The organism is Pandoraea communis (genome assembly GCF_902459745.1).
Taxonomy (GTDB): Bacteria; Pseudomonadota; Gammaproteobacteria; order Burkholderiales; family Burkholderiaceae; genus Pandoraea; species Pandoraea communis.
Genome location: NZ_CABPSJ010000001.1, coordinates 537,222 through 558,907 on the forward strand (window position 1 = coordinate 537,222; position 21,686 = coordinate 558,907).

Below are 21,686 nucleotides of genomic sequence, written 5' to 3' on the forward strand. Positions count from 1 at the left end.
GGATTTCGCATGCGACGTTATGTCGCGCCCGGTGCACCGTGCGTGACACACGCTCGCGCGCCAAACCCTCACACCCCGCGTAGCGCCCCTCGATGCGCGCGTCCATATCACGCATGCTACAAGCGAAACATGTTCCCTACATCGATATGTCATGCGTGCCACGCGTTGCATTACTCCCCGCTCGTTTGCCGACGGTCTGAGCGCCTTGCACTCCGTCACTGACTTCGATGCCTTGTGCACGCTGTTGCAGTCGTTATGCCGTGCGCTCAGACATTGCTATTTCAGCTATCGCGGGCATTTCCCGTTGCCGGGCGGCAAGCTGGCGACACCGCAACTCGGCAACCTGCCCGAAGCATGGCAAAAGCACTACGACGCTCAACAGTACGCGAACATCGACCCGGTGCTGTCTCGTGCGCGCAGACAACTCACGCCCGTCGAATGGATGCCTGCGCTCTACACATCGCCCGAGGCCCTGCAACTGCTTCACGACCAGCGTGCCGCAGGTCTGCGCTCCGGCATCACCTATCCGGTATTCACCCCTTCCGGGGCATCGGGAACATTGAGCCTGTCCTCGTCGCGTCGTCCGCCCCGCCATCCGCGCGCACCCGGTGCGCACGCCTGGATACAGCATGGAGGCGCCGTGCTGGCGATGCATGTGCACGAGGCTGCATGGCGCATCGTGCAACGCGACGCCGTGCGCCACCATGCCCCCGTACTAACGCCGCGCGAACGCGAGTGCCTGCGTTGGGTGGCATGCGGCAAGACTTCGTGGGAGATCGGGCGCATCCTCACGATCTCGGAACACGGCGTCGTCTTCCATTTGCGCAGCGTCATGCGCAAGTTCGACGTATCGAGCCGTCACCGAGCGGCGAAACTCGCCAGCGATTACGGGCTGCTCGACGACTTCACCTCTACGGGGCCACAAGCCGTCACTTCCGCGCCGCAAGGTCGGCGAGCGTCTTGTAACGCGTCAACGTGAAAGTATCGCTGGCGGCATTCACAAACGATCCGCCCCCCAGCCGTCCTACCGGACGCAATCCTTGCAAATCCACCTGATGGGTGACCGGGTCGAGCAACGCGTCGTCCACATGCGCCGCCAGCACCGTGCCGAGTACGACCCATCCTCCCCCCGGGGCGGCACTGATCTCGATGATGTCGCGCACTCGGCACTCGTACGCCACAGCGGCCTCAAGCACGCGCGGTGGCCGCACGCGTGACGAAGGCACCGGGGTCACGCCCGTCAGATCGAATTCCGACTCGCCGGCGGGCAGCGGTGCTGCCGAGAGATTCACGGCGTCGATACACGACGCACTTGCCACGTTCACGACGAACTCGGGCACAGCCTCGACATTGCGAAGGGTGTCCTTCTTTCGCTTCGGCGCGGGGGGCACCACCGGACAGAACAACACCGTCATCGGCACGCAACATACCCCCATGAAGTAGGCATACGGTGCGAGATTCGGCCGCCCCTGCCTATCCACCGTGCTGACCCACGCGATAGGACGCGGCAGGATCGTGCTCATCATGAAGTTGTAGATGCTCGCTTCGTCGAGCGTCGCCGGATCGAGTTCCATGTCACTTCCCAGAGTTGTGGTGTCTGCCCGGCCGTTTGCGGGCACACGTTAATTTGCCGTCGCCAGCCCCGCCAAACGCAGAACATCGTTCGCACAGCCCCACGACAACGTGAAGCCACCGCCGCCGTGACCATAGTTGTGAAGCAACCGAGAGTGACGCTCGTCGACCGCCACTCTTGCAACACGTCGCATCGGCCGGAATCCGGTGCGAGCCTCGATAACGCGCAACACGGCGACCCCCTCGCACAGTTGAGTGCAACGGCGCACGATGTCGGCGATCTGCCGGTCGCCAATAACGGTCGACGTCAGTTCCGGGTCGGCCGTGCCGCCGAGAACGATGTCGTCATCTCGCTCCACGATGTACGTCGGCGCTGCCGGATCGGAGTCGTCGATGAAGCAACCACGCACCGCAGCGTCGCGCCGGGCGCGCAACACAATGGCGCGAGAGAGCGACAACGCGTTGTCGCCGAACTGCCGGCTGCCATAGCCACAGCAATTCACCACATAGTCGGCGTCGTCGAGCAGCGGTGCCGGATCGTCGACACGTTGCTGCTCGAAACGACCACCGAGTTCGAGAAACATATTCATCAGGTAACGAAGATAGATCCCCGTGTCGGCGACGGGCACGGCCATACGATAAGCACATGCGAAACGTGATGGCACGTCGGTCTCCGGCAGCCGCTTGAGGTCGCGGGCGCACTCGGCCCACCATGGCACACCGGCGTCTCGACGGAAATATTCGGTGAGCGTTCGCATGAGCACGCCAGAGGATGTGTCGGCAGACAAGCGAGCCATCGTCGCGTACGTCCGACGAGCCCGTTCGAGATAGACGAAATCGGGCGCCTGATAGAACGGATGCCAGATCGCGGCGGCGAGTGCAGATGTTGTCTGCCCCGGCCCTTCCGCGGCGTGAATAGCGACGTCGCATCCCGCCAATGCCATCGTCACGGCTGTCGTCAGGCCACTGACACCGGCGCCGAGGACGATGATGCGTTGCCGCGTCACGTCTGCCCCTCCCCGCGAAAATGCCGGCGCTCTTCGGGGACGCCGCGAGGCACGGCCTTGGCATAGTCTTGTAAGTGCCCGGGCGCCACGCTATCGAAGTCCTGCGGGGCCTTCAGCCCCGTTCCTGTGCCAAGCAGCACTACCCGCGACCCGGTCTGGATTCGGCCCGTGGCGAGACATTCATGTAGCGCCGCATATCCGGCGGCCGTCGACGGTTCGAACCATAGGCCGAAACGCTGCGCCAGCGTTTGCGACGCGGCGAGAATGCGGGCATCGTCCAGCGCGACACATGCACCGCGCGTTACGCGCAATGCGTGCAGCGCCGCGAAATGATCGCGAGGACGGCTGACCGACAGACTGTCGGCGACCGTTTCCGGATTGACGACGGTGGGAGACTGCGGCAAAGCCGAGCCTTCATCGTCGTCCTGCCAATCGCGCGTGATGCTGTTCGAACTGTCGGCCTGTGCCGCCAGCAAGCGAGGCACCGCAGGCGTAATGCCCAGTGCATAGAGTTCGAGGAACCCCGCCGCGATTCCGGAAAGAATGTTGCCGTCGCCCGTCGGCACGACCACCCAATCCGGCACACACCAATCGAATGCCTCCGCCATCTCGAACGCGCAAGTTTTCTTGCCTTCGCGCGTGAAGGGATTGATGCCCGTATTGCGGCAGCACACACCGGCATCGTCGGCCATCCGTTCGGCAATCTCGAACGCATCGTCGTAAGTTCCGTCGACCTCACAGACCTTTGCGCCATAGGCGCGGATCTGCGCGAGTTTGACGAAAGGCGTGCTGGCCGGCACGACAACAGTCGCCTGCATCCCCTGCGACGCGGCGATGCACGCCAACGACGCACCGGCATTGCCTGTCGACGCCGCTACCGTATGCGTGCATCCCGCGCGCTTCGCGACGGCCAACACCACTTCGGTGGCGCGATCCTTCAGCGATCCGCTGGGATTGCGAGCCTCGTCTTTCACCCAGAGATCGACACCCCCATCGTCGCCACAGTCGATCAGCGGCGTTTCCCCGACAACCAATCGACTGCCCCATCGGGCCTCGACGGGCAGGAGCGCACGGTATCGCCACATCCCTCGGCCGCGAAACGTGCTCACGATGTCCCGCGCGGACGGCGCCTCACCGTTAACCTTGCGTTGGATGCGCAGATTTTGTCCGCACAGGTGGCAGCGATAACGGATCGCGCCCCAGGACTGCGGCGCCGCGCATCTCACACACGCATAACGATACGAGAAGCATGACGTCACTCAAGGCACCCCGGATTCAGTAAATGCGCCATCACGGCGTTCTGCGCATGAAGCCGGTTCCCGGCTTGCTGAAAGACCCACGACGACGGGCCGTCGATCACCTCGTCCGTCACCTCTTGTCCTCGGTCTGCGGGCAAGCAATGCAGATACCCGGCGCCTGGTGCGGCGAGTCGCATCACGTCGGCGTCGACACGCCAGTCTCGATGACGCTCGAAGGACTCCCGCATCGCCGTCTCGTCGACTGCATCACCGTGGCGCAGTGGCAAATGCGCGAGGCTGCACCATGATTTCGCATAGACGGCGTGCGCATCGGTCACCCCGTCGCGCAGGTCGTGAGTGACGCGAATGCTTGCGCCCGTCTGCTCGGCAAACTGCGTGGCCGCTTGCATGACTTGCGGATCGAGACCGAACGATGCCGGATGGGCAAGCGTGACATCCATCCCCGCTTTCACGGCGGCGAGCAGCAGACTCTGCGGCACCGCCACGGGCTTGTGCCAGCTTCCGGAGTAGGCCCAACTGATGCAAAGCCGCCGCCCGGCGAGTCCTCCCAATTGCTCGCGCATCGTCATCACGTCGGCGAGCGCCTGACACGGATGAAAGCGATCGCACTCCATGTTGATGATGGGCGCCCGGCTCCATTGCGAAAATGCTTCGAGATGACGATGCGCCGCGCCGTACACCCAACCGGCCGGTGCACCGTACATGCGGATGGCGATCGCATCACCATAGGACGAAAGCACCCTCGCCACATCGGCGACACGCTCTGTCGAATAGGGAATCTCGGCCTCAGGCAGCGCTGGCGTATAAATCCCGTGATGGGGATCGAGCACGATGGCATGCCCGCCCATGCGAGACAAACCAGTCTGGAAGCTGCTGCGCGTGCGGAGTGAAGCGTTATAGAAGAGAAAGTAGATCGTCCGGCCGCGCAACGCGTCTTCGGTGGACCGCGGATATCGACGCTTGAAGGAAAGTGCCGCGTCAAGCAGCGCACGATAGTCCGGTGCGCTCATGGTCAGATCGGGGGCAAGCCAGTTGCGAGTCACATATCTCTCCTGATCGTCTTTCGGTGATGCTCCCGAGACAGCACCACGCTGCCTGTCGTGTTTGACGTTATCTGGCGGATATGCGCTCGCTGACCGCGGTACCCACCGCACCCGATGGGTTATCCCGTCAAGGAGGGCGCCAGCGGCTCACCCTCTGTGCAAAGTGCTCGGCACAGGACAGGCCCAACCGTTCGAAAAGACGTCGTGGCACGAGCGCTGCCTCCATCATCTGCACGCCCACTTCCAACGGATCGGTGCTTTCCCGGATCACGAGATCGGCTTGCGCAGCATCCAGCCCGATAGCGCGCAAGTGATCTCGCCACGCGGGAAGCTCGGGAGCGAGAAACGCCATCATCAGATCAGGTAGAAGCGCATCGAGAAACCTGCGCTCGTCAGCCGACAGCGACGGCACCCACTCACTCGCAAAGCGGACGAACGCGGCCTGATGCCGCATCTCGTCCGATGCGTGATCGCTCAGCAACGCGCGCACGGGTGGATAAACGTCGTCGCATGCCCCGGCTTGACGCAGCGTGCCGGTAATCAACGTCTCAGTGACCGATGCCGCCGCTACGATGGACATTGCGCGATGCGTCTCGGGGGTCGTCTCGCACAACGCCAGCACGCGAACGACACTCGACGACGGCCCTTGCCCAAGCACGTATCCCGTATGGCGCTGCAGATGCCTGCGAAATCGCTCCATCATCCACGTGTGAAACCCCTCGTCCGTGTAAATCGCCAGCAGGTCGTCCCGGCTAACCGATGCAATGCCAGGCACGTCGAGCATCTGTTCGATAGCCCGATTGACGATATGCAGCTCGACCCGCTCCGTCTTGTTCAGGTAGTCCGCCAACCGTAGCGCGCTCAATTGCTGCCGGGCTGCCTGTCCGCGTTCGCAAACCATCGGATGCATGGCGTAAGGCATCAACGCCACGTTGAAGAACACCTGATCGGGTCGCAACGGCGGGAACGGCGCCTGCGTCGCACGACGAGTGACGGCCGCCACTTCCCGCCACGGCCGTTGCCCGTGATCGCACCCGCTGCCAACGCCGGGCACGAGTTTGGCGCCGTCCGGCAAACGGGGATCAGACATGGGGGAAGGCGGACGCGGCTGGCGCCGGACCATGCTCGGTCAGCGAAATCAAACTGGCCCGTTCCGGCCCGAGTCCAATCCCGGCCAGCGGCGCACCGATGTGCCGCTCGACGAAATCGACGAAGCCGTGCATCGCGGCGTCGAGTGTTCCCTCACGTCCAAGCGTAAGCGAACGCTCGTTCAGCCCGGGATAAATCAGCACATCCGGCATGACCTCGCTCGACAACACGTCAGGATGCACGCGCATCGGTATGCCCTGATACGCCGAATGAAAATAATGCGCCAGACAATCGACCTTATTGAGATACACGCAGTCCACCGCGTGCGCCTTGACGACCTCTCGCAACTGCGCGAGGTCAAGCATGCCGATCCGGCGCGGCCGCCCGGTGCCTGTGCCGTACTCGCCCGTCAGCATTCGAAGTGCGGTGCCGACATCGAACGGATCGTTGGAGCGCAGTAGCTCATCCGGCGAATAGCGCACTTGTTCTTCCGCTGCACCAACGTGTGACTGCGACGCCCCGTGGCAGTATTGTGCCGAGCGCTCACCGCCCAGCTCCGAAGGAAACGGGCCTCGCCCGACGCGCGACATGATGGCTTTCGCCACGCCTATCGTTCGACGGTGATACTTCGGCGACAGATCCCCCCCTACATAGGCGTAGGCCGGCACGGTGTGGCTCGACGTAACGTATGGCTGGCTGCCGTCAACGACGTCGAGCAACACCGACTGCGCGCCTTCGAACAACACGTTGGCACCGTCCTTCACGCGATCCGTGAGCCATCCGCGATCCGGCTCGATGTACCCCCGCAAGGTCTGCGTGACCTTCGGCAGGCCCAACAACATGTCCGACATTTCAGCGATCCACGGCGACGTACCGCCTTCCGCATTGATCATGCGCGTGAACACGTCCCGCATCGAGGTGATGGTGTCCGCTTCGTTCTTCAGCAGATCTCCGAGCATCAGATTGACGCGTGTGTCGTGGCGCACACGCATGGCACGATCCGCGTAGCATGGCCCGATGCCGTTGCCCGTGGTGCCGATCGTGCCACTTCCGCGCCGATCCATCGCGATGTGGTGCGGCTGCACAAGTGCTGCGCGCGCGCTGATGTGCAGCCGGCCTTCGAGCGAGATACCCATCTCGCGCAACTGTTCAATCTCGTCGGCCAGTTTCCAGGGGTTGATGGCGCACCCCGACCCGATATAGAGCGTCGCGTGCGGATGAAATACGCCGGATGGCAATTGCTTGAGCGCGATACGTCCGGAGGGCGTGTCGATGGTGTGCCCCGCGTTGGCACCGCCGTTGAAACGGGCGATCACGTCGTACCTCGGCGCGAGGGCGTCGATGATCTTCGCCTTGCCTTCGTCGCCATATTGCAAGCCGACGAGTACATCGGCGAAGCCTTCGGCGGACTGCGAGGCGAGGGGGGAGGTGTGAAGCGAGGGGCTGGAGGATACAGAGGTCATGCGCGTTGCATATCGTAGAAAAATCGGGGAACCGGTGCTTGCTGCGCCGCCAGCCGGTCGTAGACCCAACGGCCGACGGCAATATCGAGAATGCCCAGGCCGAAGGGGGAAAACACGATTGGCCGGTCACGCGCCGGAGGCTCGCCACCACAAAGCAAATGCGGCAACGATGTGGTGACGAAGCGCCGGTGGCCAGCTTCGACTTCCGTGAGATGAAGCGAGGTCATCGCGCGCAGGCAATGATCGATGTCGTCGACCACGTTGTAAGACTCGAGAATAATCGCGGGCGCGAGGTCGCGCAGAGAGAGATGCAGCACGATTGGGCAATGCGAGAACCAATCGGGGTTCTCGAGATAGGGCGACGCCGCCGTTGTGGTGAACACGATGACATCGGCCGCGCGAATGGTGTCTTCCAGCGACGCCTCCGGGCGAGCTTCGTAACCGAGGTGCTGCCCAATTCGGGTGGCAAGCGACACCGCATAATCGTTGTTCAGATCGTGCACCGTCACCTCGCCGATCGGCAGCGTCGCGAGCGGCAAACACTCGGCCACATGACGCGCGATAACGCCCGCACCGATAAACGCCACGCGCAGGTTTTTCGACGATGCCTGCCTCATGGCAGGCACGTTGTTCGCGAGGCAGCGTAGCGCACTCATTGCACTGGCCGCCGTGCGCGCCGCGCTGATGATGCTCGCTTCCATGCACGCCATCGGATAACCGGTCGTAGCGTCGTTCAGAATGAGAACGGCCGATGCGCGTGGCATTCCACGCTCGACGTTTTCAGGAAAACTCGATATCCATTTGATGCCGGTGACGCCATCGCCATCACCGTCGCGATCACGAATGTGCGCTGGCAGCGCGATGATGCGATTTCGTTGCTCGTCGGGGAAACGGAGAAACTGACTTTCCGGATTCACGGTGTGTCCGGCGTTGTGGGCTCGATATGCCGCTTCGACCGTATCGAGAATGGCAGACTTGTTCTCACCAATGGCAGCATCGATCTGCTCCCCGGTGAACACGCGGAATTGCGGTATCGGCAGGGCGTTCATGACAATGAAGGGCTCACGATGTCGAGGGTGTGGGATGCCCCGCGAGGCGCACCGGAAAGATCGTCAACGCTGGCAGCGGCCCAGTCCGGGTCGTAGAGGGTGTCCAGATACTTGTCGCCCATGTCCGGCGCAATGGCGACGACCGTGTCGTTGGCCGCGATGTCCCCCGACGACATTTGCACGGCGCGCAGCACGCTGCCCGTCGACCCGCCTGCCAGCAAACCGCGTGCGGCCAGCATGTGACACATGCGCAGTGTGTCCGCTTCGGGGATGTGGACGATGGCGTCCGGGGGCTCCGCCTCTAGCGGTTCGCACAGCGGCGGGCGGCAGCTTGTCCCCAGTCCGGGAATGCGTCTCGGTCCCGGCGGCCCACCGAACGTGACGGAGCCGGCGGCATCGACCGCGATGACGCGCGTCGGCAGTCGATGCGCTCGCACGTACCGCAAGCACCCGATCAACGTGCCGGTCGTGCCCGCGCCGATGAACAGATGGCCGAGGTCGGGATAGGTTGCGAAGATTTCGGGCGCCGTCCAACGGTAGTGCGCCCGCCAATTGGCGGGATTGGCATATTGATTGACCCACACCCATCGCGCATCGCGCGCCACTTGTTCCCGGATCCACGCGATGCGTGTACCGAGATAGCCGCCCTGCGCATCACGACGCTCGACGCACACGACGCGGGCGCCTGCCGCTTGCATGGCACGGATGGCCTGACGCGAGGTATTGGGATCGGTCACACAGGTGAATCGGTAGCCGCGATTCGCACACACCATCGCCAACGCCACCCCGAGATTTCCGGACGACGACTCGACGATCTGCGTGTTCGCACAAATGCGCCCCGTCGCTTCCAGATCTTCGATCAGGTGAAGCGCAGTCTTGAGCTTGATGGAACCGGCGGGATTCAGTCCCTCCAGCTTGAGGTGAACCGTGGCGAGACACAAACCGTCAATCGCCGTGAAGACAGGAGCCGTCGGTTGCAGGAATGCGCCACCGACGCGCAACAGCAGGTCGTCGCGTGTTTTGTTGCTTGCTTCGGGCCCGACCTGCGGCGGCACCGCCAACGTTTCGTGCTGATACCCCACCCCTACCTCCCGAAGTCCCGCCCGAAGGCGACGCAATGGCGTGGCGGAGGGATTGCGGTTCGCAAAGTCCTTCGTTCATGCACGCCGTGAAGCGTCATTTAAGCGAACGGGACGAGCGCGGAACACCTGCATAGTCGTGTAGGACGCAGGATGCGGCGGGGTATTTGGGAACCTGCGAAACGCTCTACGCTAGCAACTGCAGCTTGGGGAATCGGGAAATCGGCGGAATATCGCCGTGAACCCGTCGAACGCGCAGGCATATGCCGAAACGCGTTCGCGGATGACGCTCAGCGAGGCCGGCCGCCGCGCCCAATGTCCTGAATACGAACGACGGCGTTGCCTGCTGCATCGGTCTTTTCGGGAATTTTCCAGGCGTGACCGTAGACAAGCTCGAAAGTCAGCGCAATCGTGCCATCCGGCCCGCGCTGACGCTCCAACGCCGCGCGCAAGGCCGCAAGGCGCGCCCTCCCTGTGAGCCCGCTACGACGCTCCGGCAACGGATTTACGCCAAGCAGACGGACGTCGCGCAACAACGTATCCGGAGATTCGAACGTGAGCGTGAGGCGCTCCATGTCCGTGACAGGCGTATCGAAGCCGCTTGCGACCATCATGTCTCCCAGATCGTGCATGTCCGTCGGCTCGAGCACGTGCGCAACGTCATCGACTTCCGCCCATGCCGCGCGCAGTTCGCGCAGCGTGTCGGGGCCATAGGCCGAGAACATCAGCAATCCATCCGTACTCAGCACGCGATGCCACTCGGGAATGACGCGATGCGGCTCGCGATACCAGTGAAGTGCGAGATTCGACCACACCAGATCGAATGTGCGCGAGGCGAACGGAAGGGCCGAGAAATCGCCCTGCACCACACCGTACGGCGGCGCAGTGCGCAGCAGCCGGCGCCAGCCAGTCGTCGCCCCTGCCGCAGCGGCCGCTTTGGCCATCGCGAACGAGGCATCCAGGCCTACGCGATAGGCGTCGGGATAGCGTTCGCCGAAGTTCAGCAAGTCGCCGCCCGTGCCACATCCGACATCCAGCACGCGTTTGGGCTTGAGCTTGATGTAATCGAGCCGGCTCGCGAGCCGCGACGCCACCTCCCGCATCAGGAAATCGGCCTCGTGCCAGTTCGGCGCGCGGCGGTCGAACGCGGTGCGCAAAAAGCGGGCGGAGAACGCTGAGGACGGGGTTTGGGGAGCGGCTGAAGGCTTCATGGGACGGGCAAAAAGGCGAGTCGGCAGTATACTCGTTGCTGTCCGAATGCATCGGGCACCGCCAAGCGGCCCGGCCCAGACCGATCTCCGCACCTGACGGCGCAGGCAGTTCCGCCCGCCACATCACTTTGTCCCTACTATCGCCTTGCCCATCCCTCACGCCACTTTCCCCATGCTCGCCAGGTTTGCCGGTGGACTGCTGCGCGTGGCGTTGCCGGACCACTGCGCGGTCTGCCGCCGGCGCGCTGCGCGACAAATCTGCTCGGATTGCGCACGGGCATTCGACGCCGCCCGGTCCGACGCGCCGCTGCGTTGCCAGCAATGTGCCGCCGCATTGCCATCGCTGGCGTCACCGATGGAGGACGCAAGGACACCCCATGCCGAAGGTGCGACAATTTGCCGCACTCAATCACCCATCGTCTGCGGACAATGCCTGCGGCACCGCCCCGCATTCGACGCCACATTGACGCTCGCAGACTACGTGGCGCCACTCGATATGCTGATGATTCGTCTGAAATACCATAACGCCCTGCCGTTCGCTCGCGAATTCGGCGAACGCCTGGGCGACGCGTTGACGGCGCGTGGTGACGCGACACCGCTGCTGGTGCCCGTACCGCTTGCCCCCTCACGACTCGCGTCGCGTGGTTTCAATCAGGCTTGGGAACTGGCGCGGGTGGCATCCCGTCGTGCGAATCTGCCCGCCAGCGCCCATGTGCTGCGACGTGAGCGATCGACTGCCACACAGCAGCGCCTGTCCCGCGAAGCGCGCAGGTGCAATTTGCGCGGCGCTTTCGTCGCAAACGACCACGCCCGCGGACGCCGCATCGTGCTAGTCGACGACGTCATGACCACCGGCGCGACCTGCGATGCTGCAGCCGCCGCGCTCAAGCATGCCGGCGCAACGCACGTCCTTGCGGCTGTCGTATTGCGTACCCCGTCTTCTCTGTAACTCTGCCCCCCAACGCTCATGTTCAACGTCGTTCTCGTCTCCCCTGAAATTCCGCCGAACACGGGTAACGTGATTCGCCTGTGTGCCAACACCGGCGCACGGCTGCATCTGATCGAACCGCTCGGCTTTCCACTGGACGACGCGCGTATGCGCCGCGCGGGGCTTGACTATCACGAGTACGCAGAGATGAAGGTCCACCCGGACTGGCGTGCGTTTCTGGCTGCCGAGACACCCGACCCGGCGCGGATGTTCGCGCTGACGACACGCGGTTCGCGCCCCTTTGGCGAGTTGTCCTTCGCACCAGGCGATTGGTTCATCTTCGGCTCGGAAACGCGTGGCCTCGCGCCGGAATTGCTCGACACGTTCACCACCACGCAACGCGTGCGCCTGCCGATGCGCCCCGGCAACCGGAGCCTCAATCTGTCGAATACGGTCGCCGTAGTGGTCTTCGAAGCATGGCGCCAGCAGGGTTACGCCGAGGGGGCCTGACTGGCGAGTTCCGCTTGATAGCGTGCCAGCATCGGGGCGTCGAAGCAGACGAACTCCACACGTTCGATGTTCGGGAAGTGAGGCAGCGCATCGAGCACGGTGAACACGGCCAACGGCACGGCGAGTTCGGCCGGATAGCCAAAGATGCCGCAACTGATCGCCGGAAAGGCCACACTCCGGCAGTCATGTTCCGATGCCAGACGCAGGCTTTCCCGGTAGCAACTTGCCAGCAGGGCGGGTTCGCCGTCAGCGCCGCCGCTCCAGACCGGGCCGACCGCATGGATCACGAACCTCGCCTTGAGGCGAAATCCTGGGGTGAGCTTTGCCTGCCCGGTGGGACAGCCGTGAAGTTTGCGGCAGGCTTCGAGCAGTTCTGGGCCGGCCGCGCGATGGATCGCTCCATTGACGCCACCACCACCGAGCAACAGCTCGTTCGCGGCATTCACGATGGCATCGACGGGGGATTGGGTGATGTCGCCTTGGGAGGCGTGCAGACGGGAAACTTGCGACATGGGCTCGACTCCCTTGTTGCGAGTGCCGGCGACGGGATTGCGCCACCGGGGAAACGGCTCACCGGCAATCCCGCAGCGGATCATCGGCAAGCCACGCGAAACCTGACGCCGTCGCGTTGACGGCGCAACATGCGGTGACGCGTTTAGCCCACGTCGCCCTCGCGCTCAGCGCGGGCATCGCGCCGCAGCAGGGCTTCCACCGCCGCGCGGGCAGGCAAACCCTCGAACAATGTGGCGCATACCGCGTCGGTAATCGGCATTTCGACGCCGTGCGCACGGGCCAGATCACGCACCGCACGTGCACATCGTACGCCTTCGGCGACATGTCCCAACGACGCCAGCACGTCGTCGAGCGATTTTCCTGTCGCCAGTTGCAATCCCACCGTGCGGTTGCGCGACAAATCGCCGGTTGCCGTCAGGATCAGATCGCCCATGCCCGTCAGCCCCATGAACGTCTCGGGCTTACCGCCCAGCGCAACGCCCAAGCGGGTCATTTCGGCCAGACCGCGCGTCACCAGCGCTGCGCGGGCGTTAAGCCCCAAACCCAGACCGTCGCTCACACCCGTGGCAATCGCGAGCACGTTCTTTACGGCGCCCCCTACTTCGACACCGACGAGATCGTCACTCGAATAGATGCGCAGGGCGTCGAAATGGCAGGCAGCGATCGTCAGCTCGCACAGCGACGGCACCGCGCTGGCAATGGTCAGCGCTGCCGGGAGGCCCTGCGCGACTTCGCGCGCAAAGCTCGGCCCCGAGAGCGAACCACCCGCAACCTGCGGGAAAACCTCGGCAACGATCTGATGCGGCAGCAGCCCGGTGTCCGCCTCAAAGCCCTTGCAGAGCCAGATCAGGTTCTGCGGCGGATGGGCGGCGAGCGCCATATGGCCAGCCAATGCGCGCAAGCCTGCGACGGGCACGGCTGCGACGCACAAGGCGTGTTCCCCCGTGCCATGCGCCAGCGCCGTCGCGAAATCGGCTTCGAATCGCAAACGGGGAGACAGCGTGGAACCGGGGAGGTAGGCGGAATTCTCGTGGGAGGCGGCCAGTTGCTTCACGAGCGCAACGTCGCGCGCCCAAAGGACAACGTCATGGCGTACTGCCATGTGACTCGCCATTGCGGTGCCCCAGGCACCTGCACCGAATACGGCAATCTTCATGAAGGGGGCCTCGACGCGAAAGCCGGCACGGGGCCGGCCATCGCGCCGATCAAGCGCAAAGCGCTTAGTGAGTCTGAGCGGACGAGCCGTCGGGCATGACGATGCCCGGTGCCGGCGTCTCGCCGTTGGCCGCTTGTTGCTCGGCCAGTTGTGCCAGACGTTGCTCGTACAGCGCCTGGAAGTTCACTTCGGCCAGGTGGATCGGCTGGAAGCCGGCACGGCTGATGGCGTCGGCCACGTTGGCACGCAGGTACGGATAGACGATCGTCGGGCAAGCGATGCCGATGAGCGGATCGAGCTGTTCGACCGGCACATTGCGGATTTCGAAAATACCGGCTTGTTTGCCTTCGACCAGGAACGCGACCTTGTCCTTGATCTTGGCCGTCACGGTGGCGATCACGGCGACTTCGAAGATTTCCTCGGCCAGACGCTCAGCGGCGACGTCCAGTTGCACTTCGACGGTCGGCATCTCCTGCTCGAGGAAGATCGCGGGCGAGTTCGGCTGCTCGAGCGACAGATCTTTCAGGTAAGCGCGCTGGATGCTGAAAAACGGCTGATTCTGGTCGGACATTTCGTTTCCTTGGTATGAGACAGCCACGTAGGCACGCGGCTGGGCGCACTATTTTCAGGCGGTATCAGGCCGCTTGCAAGAGCGGCAGGAGGCCACCGGCACGATCCAGTGCCGACAGATCGTCGTAACCGCCAATGTGACGCTCATCGATGTAGATCTGCGGCACCGTACGGCGGCCCGTGCGCGTCATCATTTCCTCGCGGCGGACGGGTTCCTTGTCGATCAGGATCTTCTCGATGTCCTGAACGCCGCGCTGGCGCAGCAGACGTTCCGCCATCTGGCAATACGGGCACACTTGCGTGCTGTACATCACGATCTTCGGCATGACTTGCAACTCCTCGATTACTTGACGACCGGCAAACCGGCTTCCTGCCAGGCGGCGATGCCACCCTGGAGGCTGAACGCCTCAGCATAGCCAAGATTGCGCAACAGCGTCTGAGCGCGCGCCGAGCGCTGACCGCTCTTGCACACGATAAGTACCGGTGCCGCCTTGTTTTTGATGACCTGAGCGATTTTTTGCTCCACGTCGTCGAGCGGCACGTTTCGCGCGGACGGCAGGTGGCCGGCGGCGAATTCCTCTCCCGAGCGCACGTCGAGCACCACAGCGCCCTTACGGTTAATGAGCTGGGTCGCTTCGATGGTCGACAGTCCGCGACCGCCGCGCTTGAAGACCGGCCAGGCCAGCATGCCTCCCGAAACGAGGGCAATCGCGATCAGCGCGAGGTTGGTGTAATCGGAAAAGAACTTCACAAACCACCTGAAAAAGATCAAAAGAATCCGATCATTATAAAATAATCCGTGATTGCGCCGACGGATCGCGTTGCCAATCGCTGCGCCGGACATCGGTGGCCCCTTCACCGCTACCCCGAATGTCCCTGAATTGCTGCCGCAAAGCCCTTGCCGGGCGTTGTCGCGCAAGGCGCTGCGAACTGCCTCCGTGCCATCGGCCGCCCCCGCTTTCCAACTCTGACTGAAGTTTGCTCATCATGTACAAGCTCGTTCTCATCCGCCACGGCGAATCGACGTGGAACAAGGAAAATCGCTTCACCGGCTGGATCGACGTCGACCTGACCGAAAAGGGCGTCGCCGAAGCCAGCCAGGCCGGCAATCTGCTCGCCGAAGCCGGCTTCAAATTCGATCTCGCCTACACGTCGGTCCTCAAGCGCGCGATCCGCACCCTATGGCACGTGCAGGACGTCATGGACCAGATGTGGATTCCCGTGGTGCATAGCTGGCGTCTGAATGAGCGTCACTATGGCGCGCTGGCCGGTCTGAACAAAGCCGAGACCGCCGCCAAGTACGGCGACGAGCAGGTTCACGTCTGGCGCCGCAGCTACGACACCCCGCCGCCCCCGCTGGCAGCGGACGACGAGCGCAGTTCCTACAACGATCCGCGTTACGCCAAGCTCAAGCGCGAAGAGATTCCGCTCACCGAGTGCCTGAAGGACACCGTGGCTCGCGTGCTGCCGCTGTGGAACGAATCGATTGCGCCGGCCGTGCGTTCCGGCAAGCAAGTGCTCGTTGCCGCCCACGGCAATTCGCTGCGCGCGCTCATCAAGCACCTCGACAACATTTCGGACGACGACATCGCCGGCCTGAACATCCCGAACGGCACGCCGCTCGTGTACGAGTTGGACGCCGACCTCAAGCCGATCCGCCATTACTATCTCGGCGATCAGGCAAAGATCGCCGGCGCGCTGGCTGCCGTCGCCGCGCAAGGGAAGTCGAAGTAATCCCCGACTATCGCCCGACGCGATAGCCGGAACCGGGCGCACCGCCACCGCGGTGCGCCCCCCACGCCTCCCGCCCCGCCCGTAATACCCGGTAACACGATTTCGGCGGCTTTGGCGGTATCTCATTTTCGCCTCGCGTCGCCTGCCGAAGCGCATTCTGCCTGCCAACGCCACGCGCTATCGGAGGGCGACCGCCCAAAAACCCGTCACAACGGCAGGTCGAACGGAACTTTTTGTCGAACCACTCAGGAAAAGCTCCTGTCGAATGGGCAATGTCCGCCCTGCGGGCAAACGGTTATACTTCGCCAAAGTGCGCGCGCCCATTGGCGGGCGCCCCGAAAAATCCGGAATTTCCACGCCTATATGCGCCAAACCCTCAAACACATCGGCCTGATCGTGCTGGGCCTCGCGACCGGTGCGGCTGCCACCCTCGCGTTTTCGCAGGCATCCGCACAAAGCGCTACCACGCCATTGCCGCTCGAGCAGCTTCGTCTGCTGGCCGAAGTGTTCGGTCAGATCAAGCGTGAGTACGTACAGCCGGTGGACGACAAGAAGCTGCTGACCGCAGCGATCAAGGGCATGGTGTCGAGCCTCGATCCGCACTCGTCGTACCTCGACAAGGACGAATACAAGGAACTGCAAGAGCAGACGCGTGGCCGCTTCGCCGGTCTCGGCATCGAGATTTCGCAAGAAGACGGCCTCGTGAAGGTGATCTCCCCGATCGAAGACAGTCCGGCCTTCAAGGCAGGTCTGAAGCCCGGCGACCTGATCACCCGTATCGACGACAAGCCCGTGCGCGGCATGACCCTCGACCAGGCAGTCAAGCGCATGCGCGGCGCCCCCGGCAGCAAGGTCACGCTGACGATCTTCCGCAAGGCGGAAGAGCGTACCTTCCCGGTGTCGATCGTACGTGCGGAAATTCGTGTGCAGAGCGTGAAGGGCAAGATGCTCGAACCGGGTATCGGTTACGTCCGCATCACGAGCTTCCAGGAACGCACCGTGCCGGATCTGGCCAAGAAACTCCAGGAACTGGCCAAGGACCAACCGCTCAAGGGTCTGGTGCTCGATCTGCGTAACAACGGCGGCGGCATTCTCCAGTCCGCAGTCGGCGTGTCCGCAGCCTTCCTGAAGGAAGGTGCCACGGTCGTGACGACCAACGGTCAGATCGAAGACGCCAAGCAGAAGTACACGGCCACGTTCGACAACTACCGTCTGTCGGCAAGCCCGGACGATCCGCTCAAGGGCGAAGCTGCCATCTGGAAGACGGTGCCGATGGTGGTGCTCGTGAACGCCTACTCCGCGTCGGCTTCGGAAATCGTGGCAGGTGCGCTGCAGGATTCGAAGCGCGCGCTGATCATGGGCAAGACGACCTTCGGCAAGGGCTCGGTGCAGACCGTGCGCCAGTTGTCGCCGGACACCGCCCTGCGTCTGACCACGGCGTACTACTACACGCCGAGCGGCCGCTCGATCCAGTCCATCGGTATCAAGCCGGACGTGCCGGTCGACCAGAATCCGAAGGGCGATCCGGACGATGTGCTGGTCACGCGCGAAATCGATTACCAGAACCATCTGCACAACACGCAAACGCCTGACGAGCAGAAGGAAATCGACGCCCGCGAAGCCCGCCGCCTGGAAGAACTGCGCCGCCTCGAGGAAGAGAACGCGAAGAAGACGCCGGAAGAGCGCAAGAAGGAACGTGAAGAACGCCTGCCGGATCTGGGCAGCACCGACGACTTCATGCTCCAGCAGGCCATCCATCAGCTCAAGGGCGAGCCGGTCCAGCGCACGAAGTCGCGCCTGGAGGCCAACGCCGGCCCGATGCCGAAGGACGCTTCGAAGGCTGCGGCGCCCGCAGCCGGTGCCAAGACGGACCCGAAGACCGACACCGTCGTACCGGCCAAGCCGGCGGACAAGAAGTAAGCATCCGCTTTACACTACAAACCGTGCCCGCGAAAGCCGGCACGGTTTTTTTATTCCACTCCGGTTTGCGATGAACGACGACCAGTTGCTGCGTTACTCCCGCCACATCCTGCTCGACGAACTCGGTATCGAGGGCCAGGCGCGTCTGCTCGCGGCCCATGCCGTGATCGTGGGGGCGGGCGGCCTGGGCTCGCCCGCAGCCCTCTATCTGGCGGCATCGGGCGTCGGACGCATCACGCTGATCGACGACGACGATGTCGATCTCACCAATCTGCAACGCCAGATCCTCCACGACACACGGAGTGTGGGCCGTCCCAAGGTCATCTCCGGACGCGAGCGCATCGCGCAAATCAATCCGGACGTGATCGTCGACGTCGTCAACGAACGTGTGGACGAAGCACGGCTCACAGCACTGGCGCGCGACGCCACCGTGGTGCTCGACGGCTCGGACAACTTCGCCACGCGTCACGCGGTCAATCGCGCCTGCGTGGCGGCGGGCGTCCCGCTCGTGTCCGGCGCGGCCTTGCGCTTTGACGGCCAGATCAGCGTCTTCGACGTGCGCGATGACGCCTCGCCCTGCTATGAGTGCATCTTCCCCGCGGACGAGCCCTTCCCCGAACAGGCCTGCGCGACGATGGGGGTGCTGGCCCCGCTGGTGGGCATCATCGGCAGCATGCAGGCGGCCGAGGCCATCAAGCTCATCACGGGCGTAGGTGTGCCGCTGGTCGGCCGTCTGCAAATGCTCGATGGGCGCAAGATGAGTTGGCACACCATGCACTGCGCGCGCAATCCCGAGTGCAAGGTTTGCGGTCAGCGGCACGGAACACCGCGAACCGAATCGCCGTAAAAAAAAGCGGGCGCCCCGTTATCGGAGCGCCCGCTTCTCATTTCAGGGACGTTCAGGCCCCGGCCCGGCGGTCAGTGCGTTACGCGACTGCCAGACGCGCCAGCGCCGCCTGCATCTCTTCCGGCTCGGTCGCCGCCAGCAGTTCCTGAACCGGCCGCTCCAGGTCCGGCAGGTGCGCTCGCAGGATCTCCTGCTTGACCTGCAGCAGTTGGCTCGGATGCATCGAAAACTCCCGCAGCCCCATGCCGAGCAGCAACCGCGTCGCCGTCGGATCGCCCGCCATTTCGCCGCATACCGCCACCGGCACGCCGAACGCATGTGCCTCGCGGATAGTCATGGCGATCAGACGCAGCACAGCCGGATGCAGCGGGTCGTACAAATGGGCGACGGCATTGTCCGCGCGATCGATCGCCAGCGTGTACTGAATCAGATCGTTCGTGCCGATGGACAGGAAATCGAGCCGCTTCAGGAACATCGAGACCGTGAGCGCGGCGGCCGGCACCTCGATCATCGCCCCCAGCTTCACGCCCGGATCGTAGAGCAGCCCGGCCGCATCGAGCTGCGACTTCGCTTCTCGCACGAGTTCCAGCGTCTGATCGATCTCCTGCGCATGCGCGAGCATGGGGAACAGGATTTGCACCTTACCGAATGCCGAAGCGCGCAGAATCGCCCGCAACTGCGTCAGGAACATGCGCGGCTCCGACAGGCTCCAGCGAATGGCCCGCAAGCCCAGCGCGGGATTCGGCGCAGTCTCATACGTCTCATGACTGTCGAGCGGCTTGTCGGCGCCCACGTCAATGGTCCGGATCGTGAGCGGCAGCCCCTTCATCGCCTCGACGGCACGCTTGTACGCCTCGAACTGCGCCTCTTCCTCCGGGGCTTCCTTCTCGTTCATGAAAAGGAATTCCGTGCGGAACAGTCCCACGCCGACGGCACCGGCCGCCACGGCGGTCTTCGCATCCTCCGGCAACTCGATGTTGGCAAACAGTTCGATGGGTGTGCCGTCGATGGTCTGTGCGGGCGAGTGCTTGAGACGCTGCAAGCGACGCTCTTCCAGCGCACGCTCGCTTTGCCGGTAGCTGTACTCTTCGAGCACGATCGGCGCCGGATCCACGATGACGATGCCGCTGTCCCCGTCGATGATGATGACGTCGTCCTGCTTGATGAGCAGGCTGGCTTGCGCCACGCCGACAGCCGCCGGAATCCCCAGACTGCGGGCCACGATGGCCGTATGCGACGTCTTGCCGCCCAGATCCGTGACGAACCCTTTGAACGTCTGCGACTTGAATTGCAGCATGTCGGCCGGCGCAATGTCGCGGGCCACGACGATCATGTCGTCACGCGGCGTCTCGGCCACCACATGGCGGATGCCGGGCGCGCCGGCAAGCGCCTTGAGCACGCGCTCGGCCACCTGTTCGATGTCTGCGCGGCGCTCGCGCAGATACTCGTCGTCGATGTCTTCGAAGCGGGCGACGAGCACCTCAAGCTGAGTGGTCAGCGCCCATTCCGCGTTATAGCGGCGTTCGCGAATCAGCTTGAGGACGGCATCGGCCAGCAGCGTGTCGTTGAGGATCAGCGAGTGAACGTCGAGGAACGCCCCCATCTCACCGGGCGCGTCGTCCGGTAGTTCTGCCTTGAGGGTATCAAGTTCGTGCTGGACGCTCGCCTGAGCGCCGCGAAAGCGCGCAATTTCGTCGTCGATCTGAGACGGATCGAGCAAATAGTGCGGCACATCGAGCGTGGCGGGCGCGAGCAAATAGGCGCGTCCGATCGCGATGCCGCGGGAAACGGGAATGCCGTGCAGGGTGAAAGACAAGGAAGTCCCCCCAGTTCAGAGGCGAATGATTCGATCGTAATCTATGTTTTTTCGCTGCGTTCGGGATGGCGTTCGAAGCGGTGGGCAGCGCTCCGGCGCAGGCACGGTCCGCGCTCGGCGGTGCGCCTGCGATGCGCCGCACTCCACCGCATTTCGCCGCAGCGCCGCCTTATTCCCCTTCGCCGAACTTGTTCGCAATGAGGGCCAGGATTTCATCCATGGCTTGTTGTTCGTCAGCGCCTTCGGTCTCCACTTCGACCGTCGAGCCGATCCCGGCAGCCAGCATCATGACCCCCATGATGCTCTTCGCATTGATGCGCCGACCATTCCGGGTCAGCCAGACCTCACTCTGAAATTTCGCCGCCAGTTGCGTCAGCTTTGCAGATGCCCGGGCATGCAGGCCCAATTTATTTACGATCGTCGTTTCTTGTCGAAGCATGTTTCAGTGTGACGTAGTGTGTATGGCCGGCGCACCCGCGCCGACTTCGAGAATACCTTTAGATCCGCCCGAAAGCACCTTCTCCGTCAGTGTGTCGAGCGGCACGGAGCGATAGCACACCGCCTTGATGAGCATCGACAGGTTCACCCCGGCGAGCACACGCACTTTCGGTCCGACGAGTTGCGCCGCGACATTCGACGGCGTGGCGCCGAACAAGTCGGTGAGGACCAGCACGCCATTTTCTTCCTGCAACTGTGCAAGGCGTTCACGGGCGACGTCGACAAGCGCCGCCGTGTCCTGGTCGGGAACGACGTCGATCGCGCCGATGTTCGACGGACAACCGCCGTAGATGTGCGAAACACACTCGCGAAGTGCCGAGGCGAGCGGTGCGTGGGCAATAATCAGAATTCCAGCCATGATGCTAGGCACGCCGGGCGCCGCGGGTGTTCGGGATACAAACACAACGACGAACGCGCACCTG

23 protein-coding genes are annotated in these 21,686 nt (G+C 63.5%); 6 read left to right on the top strand and 17 right to left on the bottom strand.

Annotation, left to right across the window (positions count from 1 at the left end; genetic code table 11):
* Positions 1-151: 151 nt before the first annotated feature.
* Entirely contained in the window at positions 152-979 is an 828-nt protein-coding gene (locus PCO31110_RS02490; protein WP_150689546.1) for an autoinducer binding domain-containing protein, read from the top strand.
* Here the strand turns inward: PCO31110_RS02490 and PCO31110_RS02495 are convergent.
* The 9 genes from PCO31110_RS02495 to PCO31110_RS02535 form a co-directional block, all read right to left on the bottom strand.
* A complete protein-coding gene (locus tag PCO31110_RS02495; RefSeq protein ID WP_010804766.1) occupies positions 930-1,574 on the bottom strand; it encodes a flavin reductase family protein in 645 nt (214 codons plus the stop codon). The genes PCO31110_RS02490 and PCO31110_RS02495 overlap by 50 nt on opposite strands.
* Before the next feature lie 48 nt (positions 1,575-1,622).
* Complete coding sequence (locus PCO31110_RS02500; protein WP_150689547.1) at positions 1,623-2,579, bottom strand: FAD-dependent oxidoreductase; 957 nt, start codon at positions 2,577-2,579, stop codon at positions 1,623-1,625.
* A complete protein-coding gene (locus PCO31110_RS02505; protein ID WP_150689548.1) occupies positions 2,576-3,688 on the bottom strand; it encodes a threonine synthase in 1,113 nt (370 codons plus the stop codon). Before PCO31110_RS02505 ends, PCO31110_RS02500 begins: the two co-directional genes overlap by 4 nt.
* Before the next feature lie 146 nt (positions 3,689-3,834).
* Positions 3,835-4,881, bottom strand: a complete 1,047-nt coding sequence (locus tag PCO31110_RS02510; protein ID WP_150689549.1) for an ornithine carbamoyltransferase — start codon at positions 4,879-4,881, stop codon at positions 3,835-3,837.
* Between the two features lie 127 nt (positions 4,882-5,008).
* Positions 5,009-5,971 carry a diiron oxygenase gene (locus PCO31110_RS02515; RefSeq protein WP_174979278.1) on the bottom strand — a complete coding sequence of 321 codons (963 nt, stop codon included), beginning with the start codon at positions 5,969-5,971 and terminating at the stop codon, positions 5,009-5,011.
* Entirely contained in the window at positions 5,964-7,433 is a 1,470-nt protein-coding gene (locus PCO31110_RS02520) for an adenylosuccinate synthetase (RefSeq protein WP_010804761.1), read from the bottom strand. Before PCO31110_RS02520 ends, PCO31110_RS02515 begins: the two co-directional genes overlap by 8 nt.
* Positions 7,430-8,482: a 2,3-diaminopropionate biosynthesis protein SbnB gene (gene sbnB / locus PCO31110_RS02525; RefSeq protein ID WP_150689551.1), complete on the bottom strand. Its 1,053-nt coding sequence runs from the start codon at positions 8,480-8,482 to the stop codon at positions 7,430-7,432. Before sbnB ends, PCO31110_RS02520 begins: the two co-directional genes overlap by 4 nt.
* The gene (sbnA, locus tag PCO31110_RS02530) at positions 8,479-9,564 is read right to left on the bottom strand and encodes a 2,3-diaminopropionate biosynthesis protein SbnA (protein WP_246189700.1); all 1,086 of its coding nucleotides are present in this window, start codon (positions 9,562-9,564) and stop codon (positions 8,479-8,481) included. The genes sbnB and sbnA overlap by 4 nt, the downstream gene beginning before the upstream one ends.
* 287 nt (positions 9,565-9,851) lie before the next feature.
* Positions 9,852-10,772 (bottom strand): methyltransferase domain-containing protein, encoded by a 921-nt coding sequence (locus PCO31110_RS02535; protein ID WP_051126395.1) that lies wholly within the window; start codon positions 10,770-10,772, stop codon positions 9,852-9,854.
* A 463-nt stretch (positions 10,773-11,235) separates the two neighbouring features.
* Between PCO31110_RS02535 and PCO31110_RS25950 the strand changes: the two genes are divergently transcribed.
* Positions 11,236-11,721 (top strand): ComF family protein, encoded by a 486-nt coding sequence (locus PCO31110_RS25950; protein ID WP_246189701.1) that lies wholly within the window; start codon positions 11,236-11,238, stop codon positions 11,719-11,721.
* Between the two features lie 18 nt (positions 11,722-11,739).
* Positions 11,740-12,210 carry a tRNA (uridine(34)/cytosine(34)/5-carboxymethylaminomethyluridine(34)-2'-O)-methyltransferase TrmL gene (gene trmL, locus PCO31110_RS02545; protein ID WP_010804756.1) on the top strand — a complete coding sequence of 157 codons (471 nt, stop codon included), beginning with the start codon at positions 11,740-11,742 and terminating at the stop codon, positions 12,208-12,210.
* Here the strand turns inward: trmL and PCO31110_RS02550 are convergent.
* From PCO31110_RS02550 to PCO31110_RS02570, 5 genes are all read right to left on the bottom strand, one after another.
* The gene (locus PCO31110_RS02550; protein WP_010804755.1) at positions 12,192-12,722 is read right to left on the bottom strand and encodes an O-acetyl-ADP-ribose deacetylase; all 531 of its coding nucleotides are present in this window, start codon (positions 12,720-12,722) and stop codon (positions 12,192-12,194) included. The genes trmL and PCO31110_RS02550 overlap by 19 nt on opposite strands.
* Positions 12,723-12,865: 143 nt before the next feature.
* Positions 12,866-13,879 carry an NAD(P)H-dependent glycerol-3-phosphate dehydrogenase gene (locus PCO31110_RS02555; RefSeq protein WP_010804754.1) on the bottom strand — a complete coding sequence of 338 codons (1,014 nt, stop codon included), beginning with the start codon at positions 13,877-13,879 and terminating at the stop codon, positions 12,866-12,868.
* Positions 13,880-13,943: 64 nt separating this feature from the next.
* Positions 13,944-14,450 (bottom strand): protein-export chaperone SecB, encoded by a 507-nt coding sequence (gene secB, locus PCO31110_RS02560; RefSeq protein WP_010804753.1) that lies wholly within the window; start codon positions 14,448-14,450, stop codon positions 13,944-13,946.
* 64 nt (positions 14,451-14,514) lie between these two features.
* A complete protein-coding gene (gene grxC / locus PCO31110_RS02565; RefSeq protein ID WP_010804752.1) occupies positions 14,515-14,775 on the bottom strand; it encodes a glutaredoxin 3 in 261 nt (86 codons plus the stop codon).
* Between the two features lie 17 nt (positions 14,776-14,792).
* Positions 14,793-15,200 (bottom strand): rhodanese-like domain-containing protein, encoded by a 408-nt coding sequence (locus PCO31110_RS02570; RefSeq protein ID WP_010804751.1) that lies wholly within the window; start codon positions 15,198-15,200, stop codon positions 14,793-14,795.
* A 236-nt stretch (positions 15,201-15,436) separates the two neighbouring features.
* On the opposite strand from PCO31110_RS02570, the gene gpmA reads away from it, so the two are divergent.
* The 3 genes from gpmA to PCO31110_RS02585 all read left to right on the top strand — a co-directional run bounded on the left by gpmA (position 15,437) and on the right by PCO31110_RS02585 (position 18,950).
* Positions 15,437-16,183 (top strand): 2,3-diphosphoglycerate-dependent phosphoglycerate mutase, encoded by a 747-nt coding sequence (gene gpmA, locus PCO31110_RS02575; RefSeq protein ID WP_010804750.1) that lies wholly within the window; start codon positions 15,437-15,439, stop codon positions 16,181-16,183.
* Between the two features lie 363 nt (positions 16,184-16,546).
* Positions 16,547-18,103 (top strand): S41 family peptidase, encoded by a 1,557-nt coding sequence (locus tag PCO31110_RS02580; protein WP_150689553.1) that lies wholly within the window; start codon positions 16,547-16,549, stop codon positions 18,101-18,103.
* A gap of 70 nt (positions 18,104-18,173) precedes the next feature.
* Positions 18,174-18,950, top strand: coding sequence for a HesA/MoeB/ThiF family protein (locus PCO31110_RS02585; protein WP_010804748.1), 777 nt, complete (start codon positions 18,174-18,176; stop codon positions 18,948-18,950).
* Positions 18,951-19,029: 79 nt separating this feature from the next.
* Here PCO31110_RS02585 and ptsP read toward each other — a convergent pair whose 3' ends face one another.
* From ptsP to PCO31110_RS02600, 3 genes are all read right to left on the bottom strand, one after another.
* Positions 19,030-20,766: a phosphoenolpyruvate--protein phosphotransferase gene (gene ptsP / locus PCO31110_RS02590; protein WP_010804747.1), complete on the bottom strand. Its 1,737-nt coding sequence runs from the start codon at positions 20,764-20,766 to the stop codon at positions 19,030-19,032.
* Positions 20,767-20,935: 169 nt separating this feature from the next.
* Positions 20,936-21,205: an HPr family phosphocarrier protein gene (locus PCO31110_RS02595; RefSeq protein ID WP_010804746.1), complete on the bottom strand. Its 270-nt coding sequence runs from the start codon at positions 21,203-21,205 to the stop codon at positions 20,936-20,938.
* 3 nt (positions 21,206-21,208) lie between these two features.
* Complete coding sequence (locus PCO31110_RS02600) at positions 21,209-21,622, bottom strand: PTS sugar transporter subunit IIA (RefSeq protein ID WP_010804745.1); 414 nt, start codon at positions 21,620-21,622, stop codon at positions 21,209-21,211.
* Between the last annotated feature and the right edge of the window lie 64 nt (positions 21,623-21,686).

Bases quoted from the DNA above. Each gene is read 5' to 3' on its own strand.
- PCO31110_RS02490 (WP_150689546.1), top strand. From the start codon at position 152: ATGCGTGCCACGCGTTGCATTACTCCCCGCTCGTTTGCCGACGGTCTG.
- PCO31110_RS02495 (WP_010804766.1), bottom strand. From the start codon at position 1,574: ATGGAACTCGATCCGGCGACGCTCGACGAAGCGAGCATCTACAACTTC.
- PCO31110_RS02515 (WP_174979278.1), bottom strand. From the start codon at position 5,971: ATGTCTGATCCCCGTTTGCCGGACGGCGCCAAACTCGTGCCCGGCGTT.
- PCO31110_RS02520 (WP_010804761.1), bottom strand. From the start codon at position 7,433: ATGACCTCTGTATCCTCCAGCCCCTCGCTTCACACCTCCCCCCTCGCC.
- sbnB (WP_150689551.1), bottom strand. From the start codon at position 8,482: ATGAACGCCCTGCCGATACCGCAATTCCGCGTGTTCACCGGGGAGCAG.
- PCO31110_RS02535 (WP_051126395.1), bottom strand. From the start codon at position 10,772: ATGAAGCCTTCAGCCGCTCCCCAAACCCCGTCCTCAGCGTTCTCCGCC.
- trmL (WP_010804756.1), top strand. From the start codon at position 11,740: ATGTTCAACGTCGTTCTCGTCTCCCCTGAAATTCCGCCGAACACGGGT.
- PCO31110_RS02550 (WP_010804755.1), bottom strand. From the start codon at position 12,722: ATGTCGCAAGTTTCCCGTCTGCACGCCTCCCAAGGCGACATCACCCAA.
- PCO31110_RS02555 (WP_010804754.1), bottom strand. From the start codon at position 13,879: ATGAAGATTGCCGTATTCGGTGCAGGTGCCTGGGGCACCGCAATGGCG.
- secB (WP_010804753.1), bottom strand. From the start codon at position 14,450: ATGTCCGACCAGAATCAGCCGTTTTTCAGCATCCAGCGCGCTTACCTG.
- grxC (WP_010804752.1), bottom strand. From the start codon at position 14,775: ATGCCGAAGATCGTGATGTACAGCACGCAAGTGTGCCCGTATTGCCAG.
- gpmA (WP_010804750.1), top strand. From the start codon at position 15,437: ATGTACAAGCTCGTTCTCATCCGCCACGGCGAATCGACGTGGAACAAG.
- PCO31110_RS02580 (WP_150689553.1), top strand. From the start codon at position 16,547: ATGCGCCAAACCCTCAAACACATCGGCCTGATCGTGCTGGGCCTCGCG.
- PCO31110_RS02585 (WP_010804748.1), top strand. From the start codon at position 18,174: ATGAACGACGACCAGTTGCTGCGTTACTCCCGCCACATCCTGCTCGAC.
- PCO31110_RS02595 (WP_010804746.1), bottom strand. From the start codon at position 21,205: ATGCTTCGACAAGAAACGACGATCGTAAATAAATTGGGCCTGCATGCC.
- PCO31110_RS02600 (WP_010804745.1), bottom strand. From the start codon at position 21,622: ATGGCTGGAATTCTGATTATTGCCCACGCACCGCTCGCCTCGGCACTT.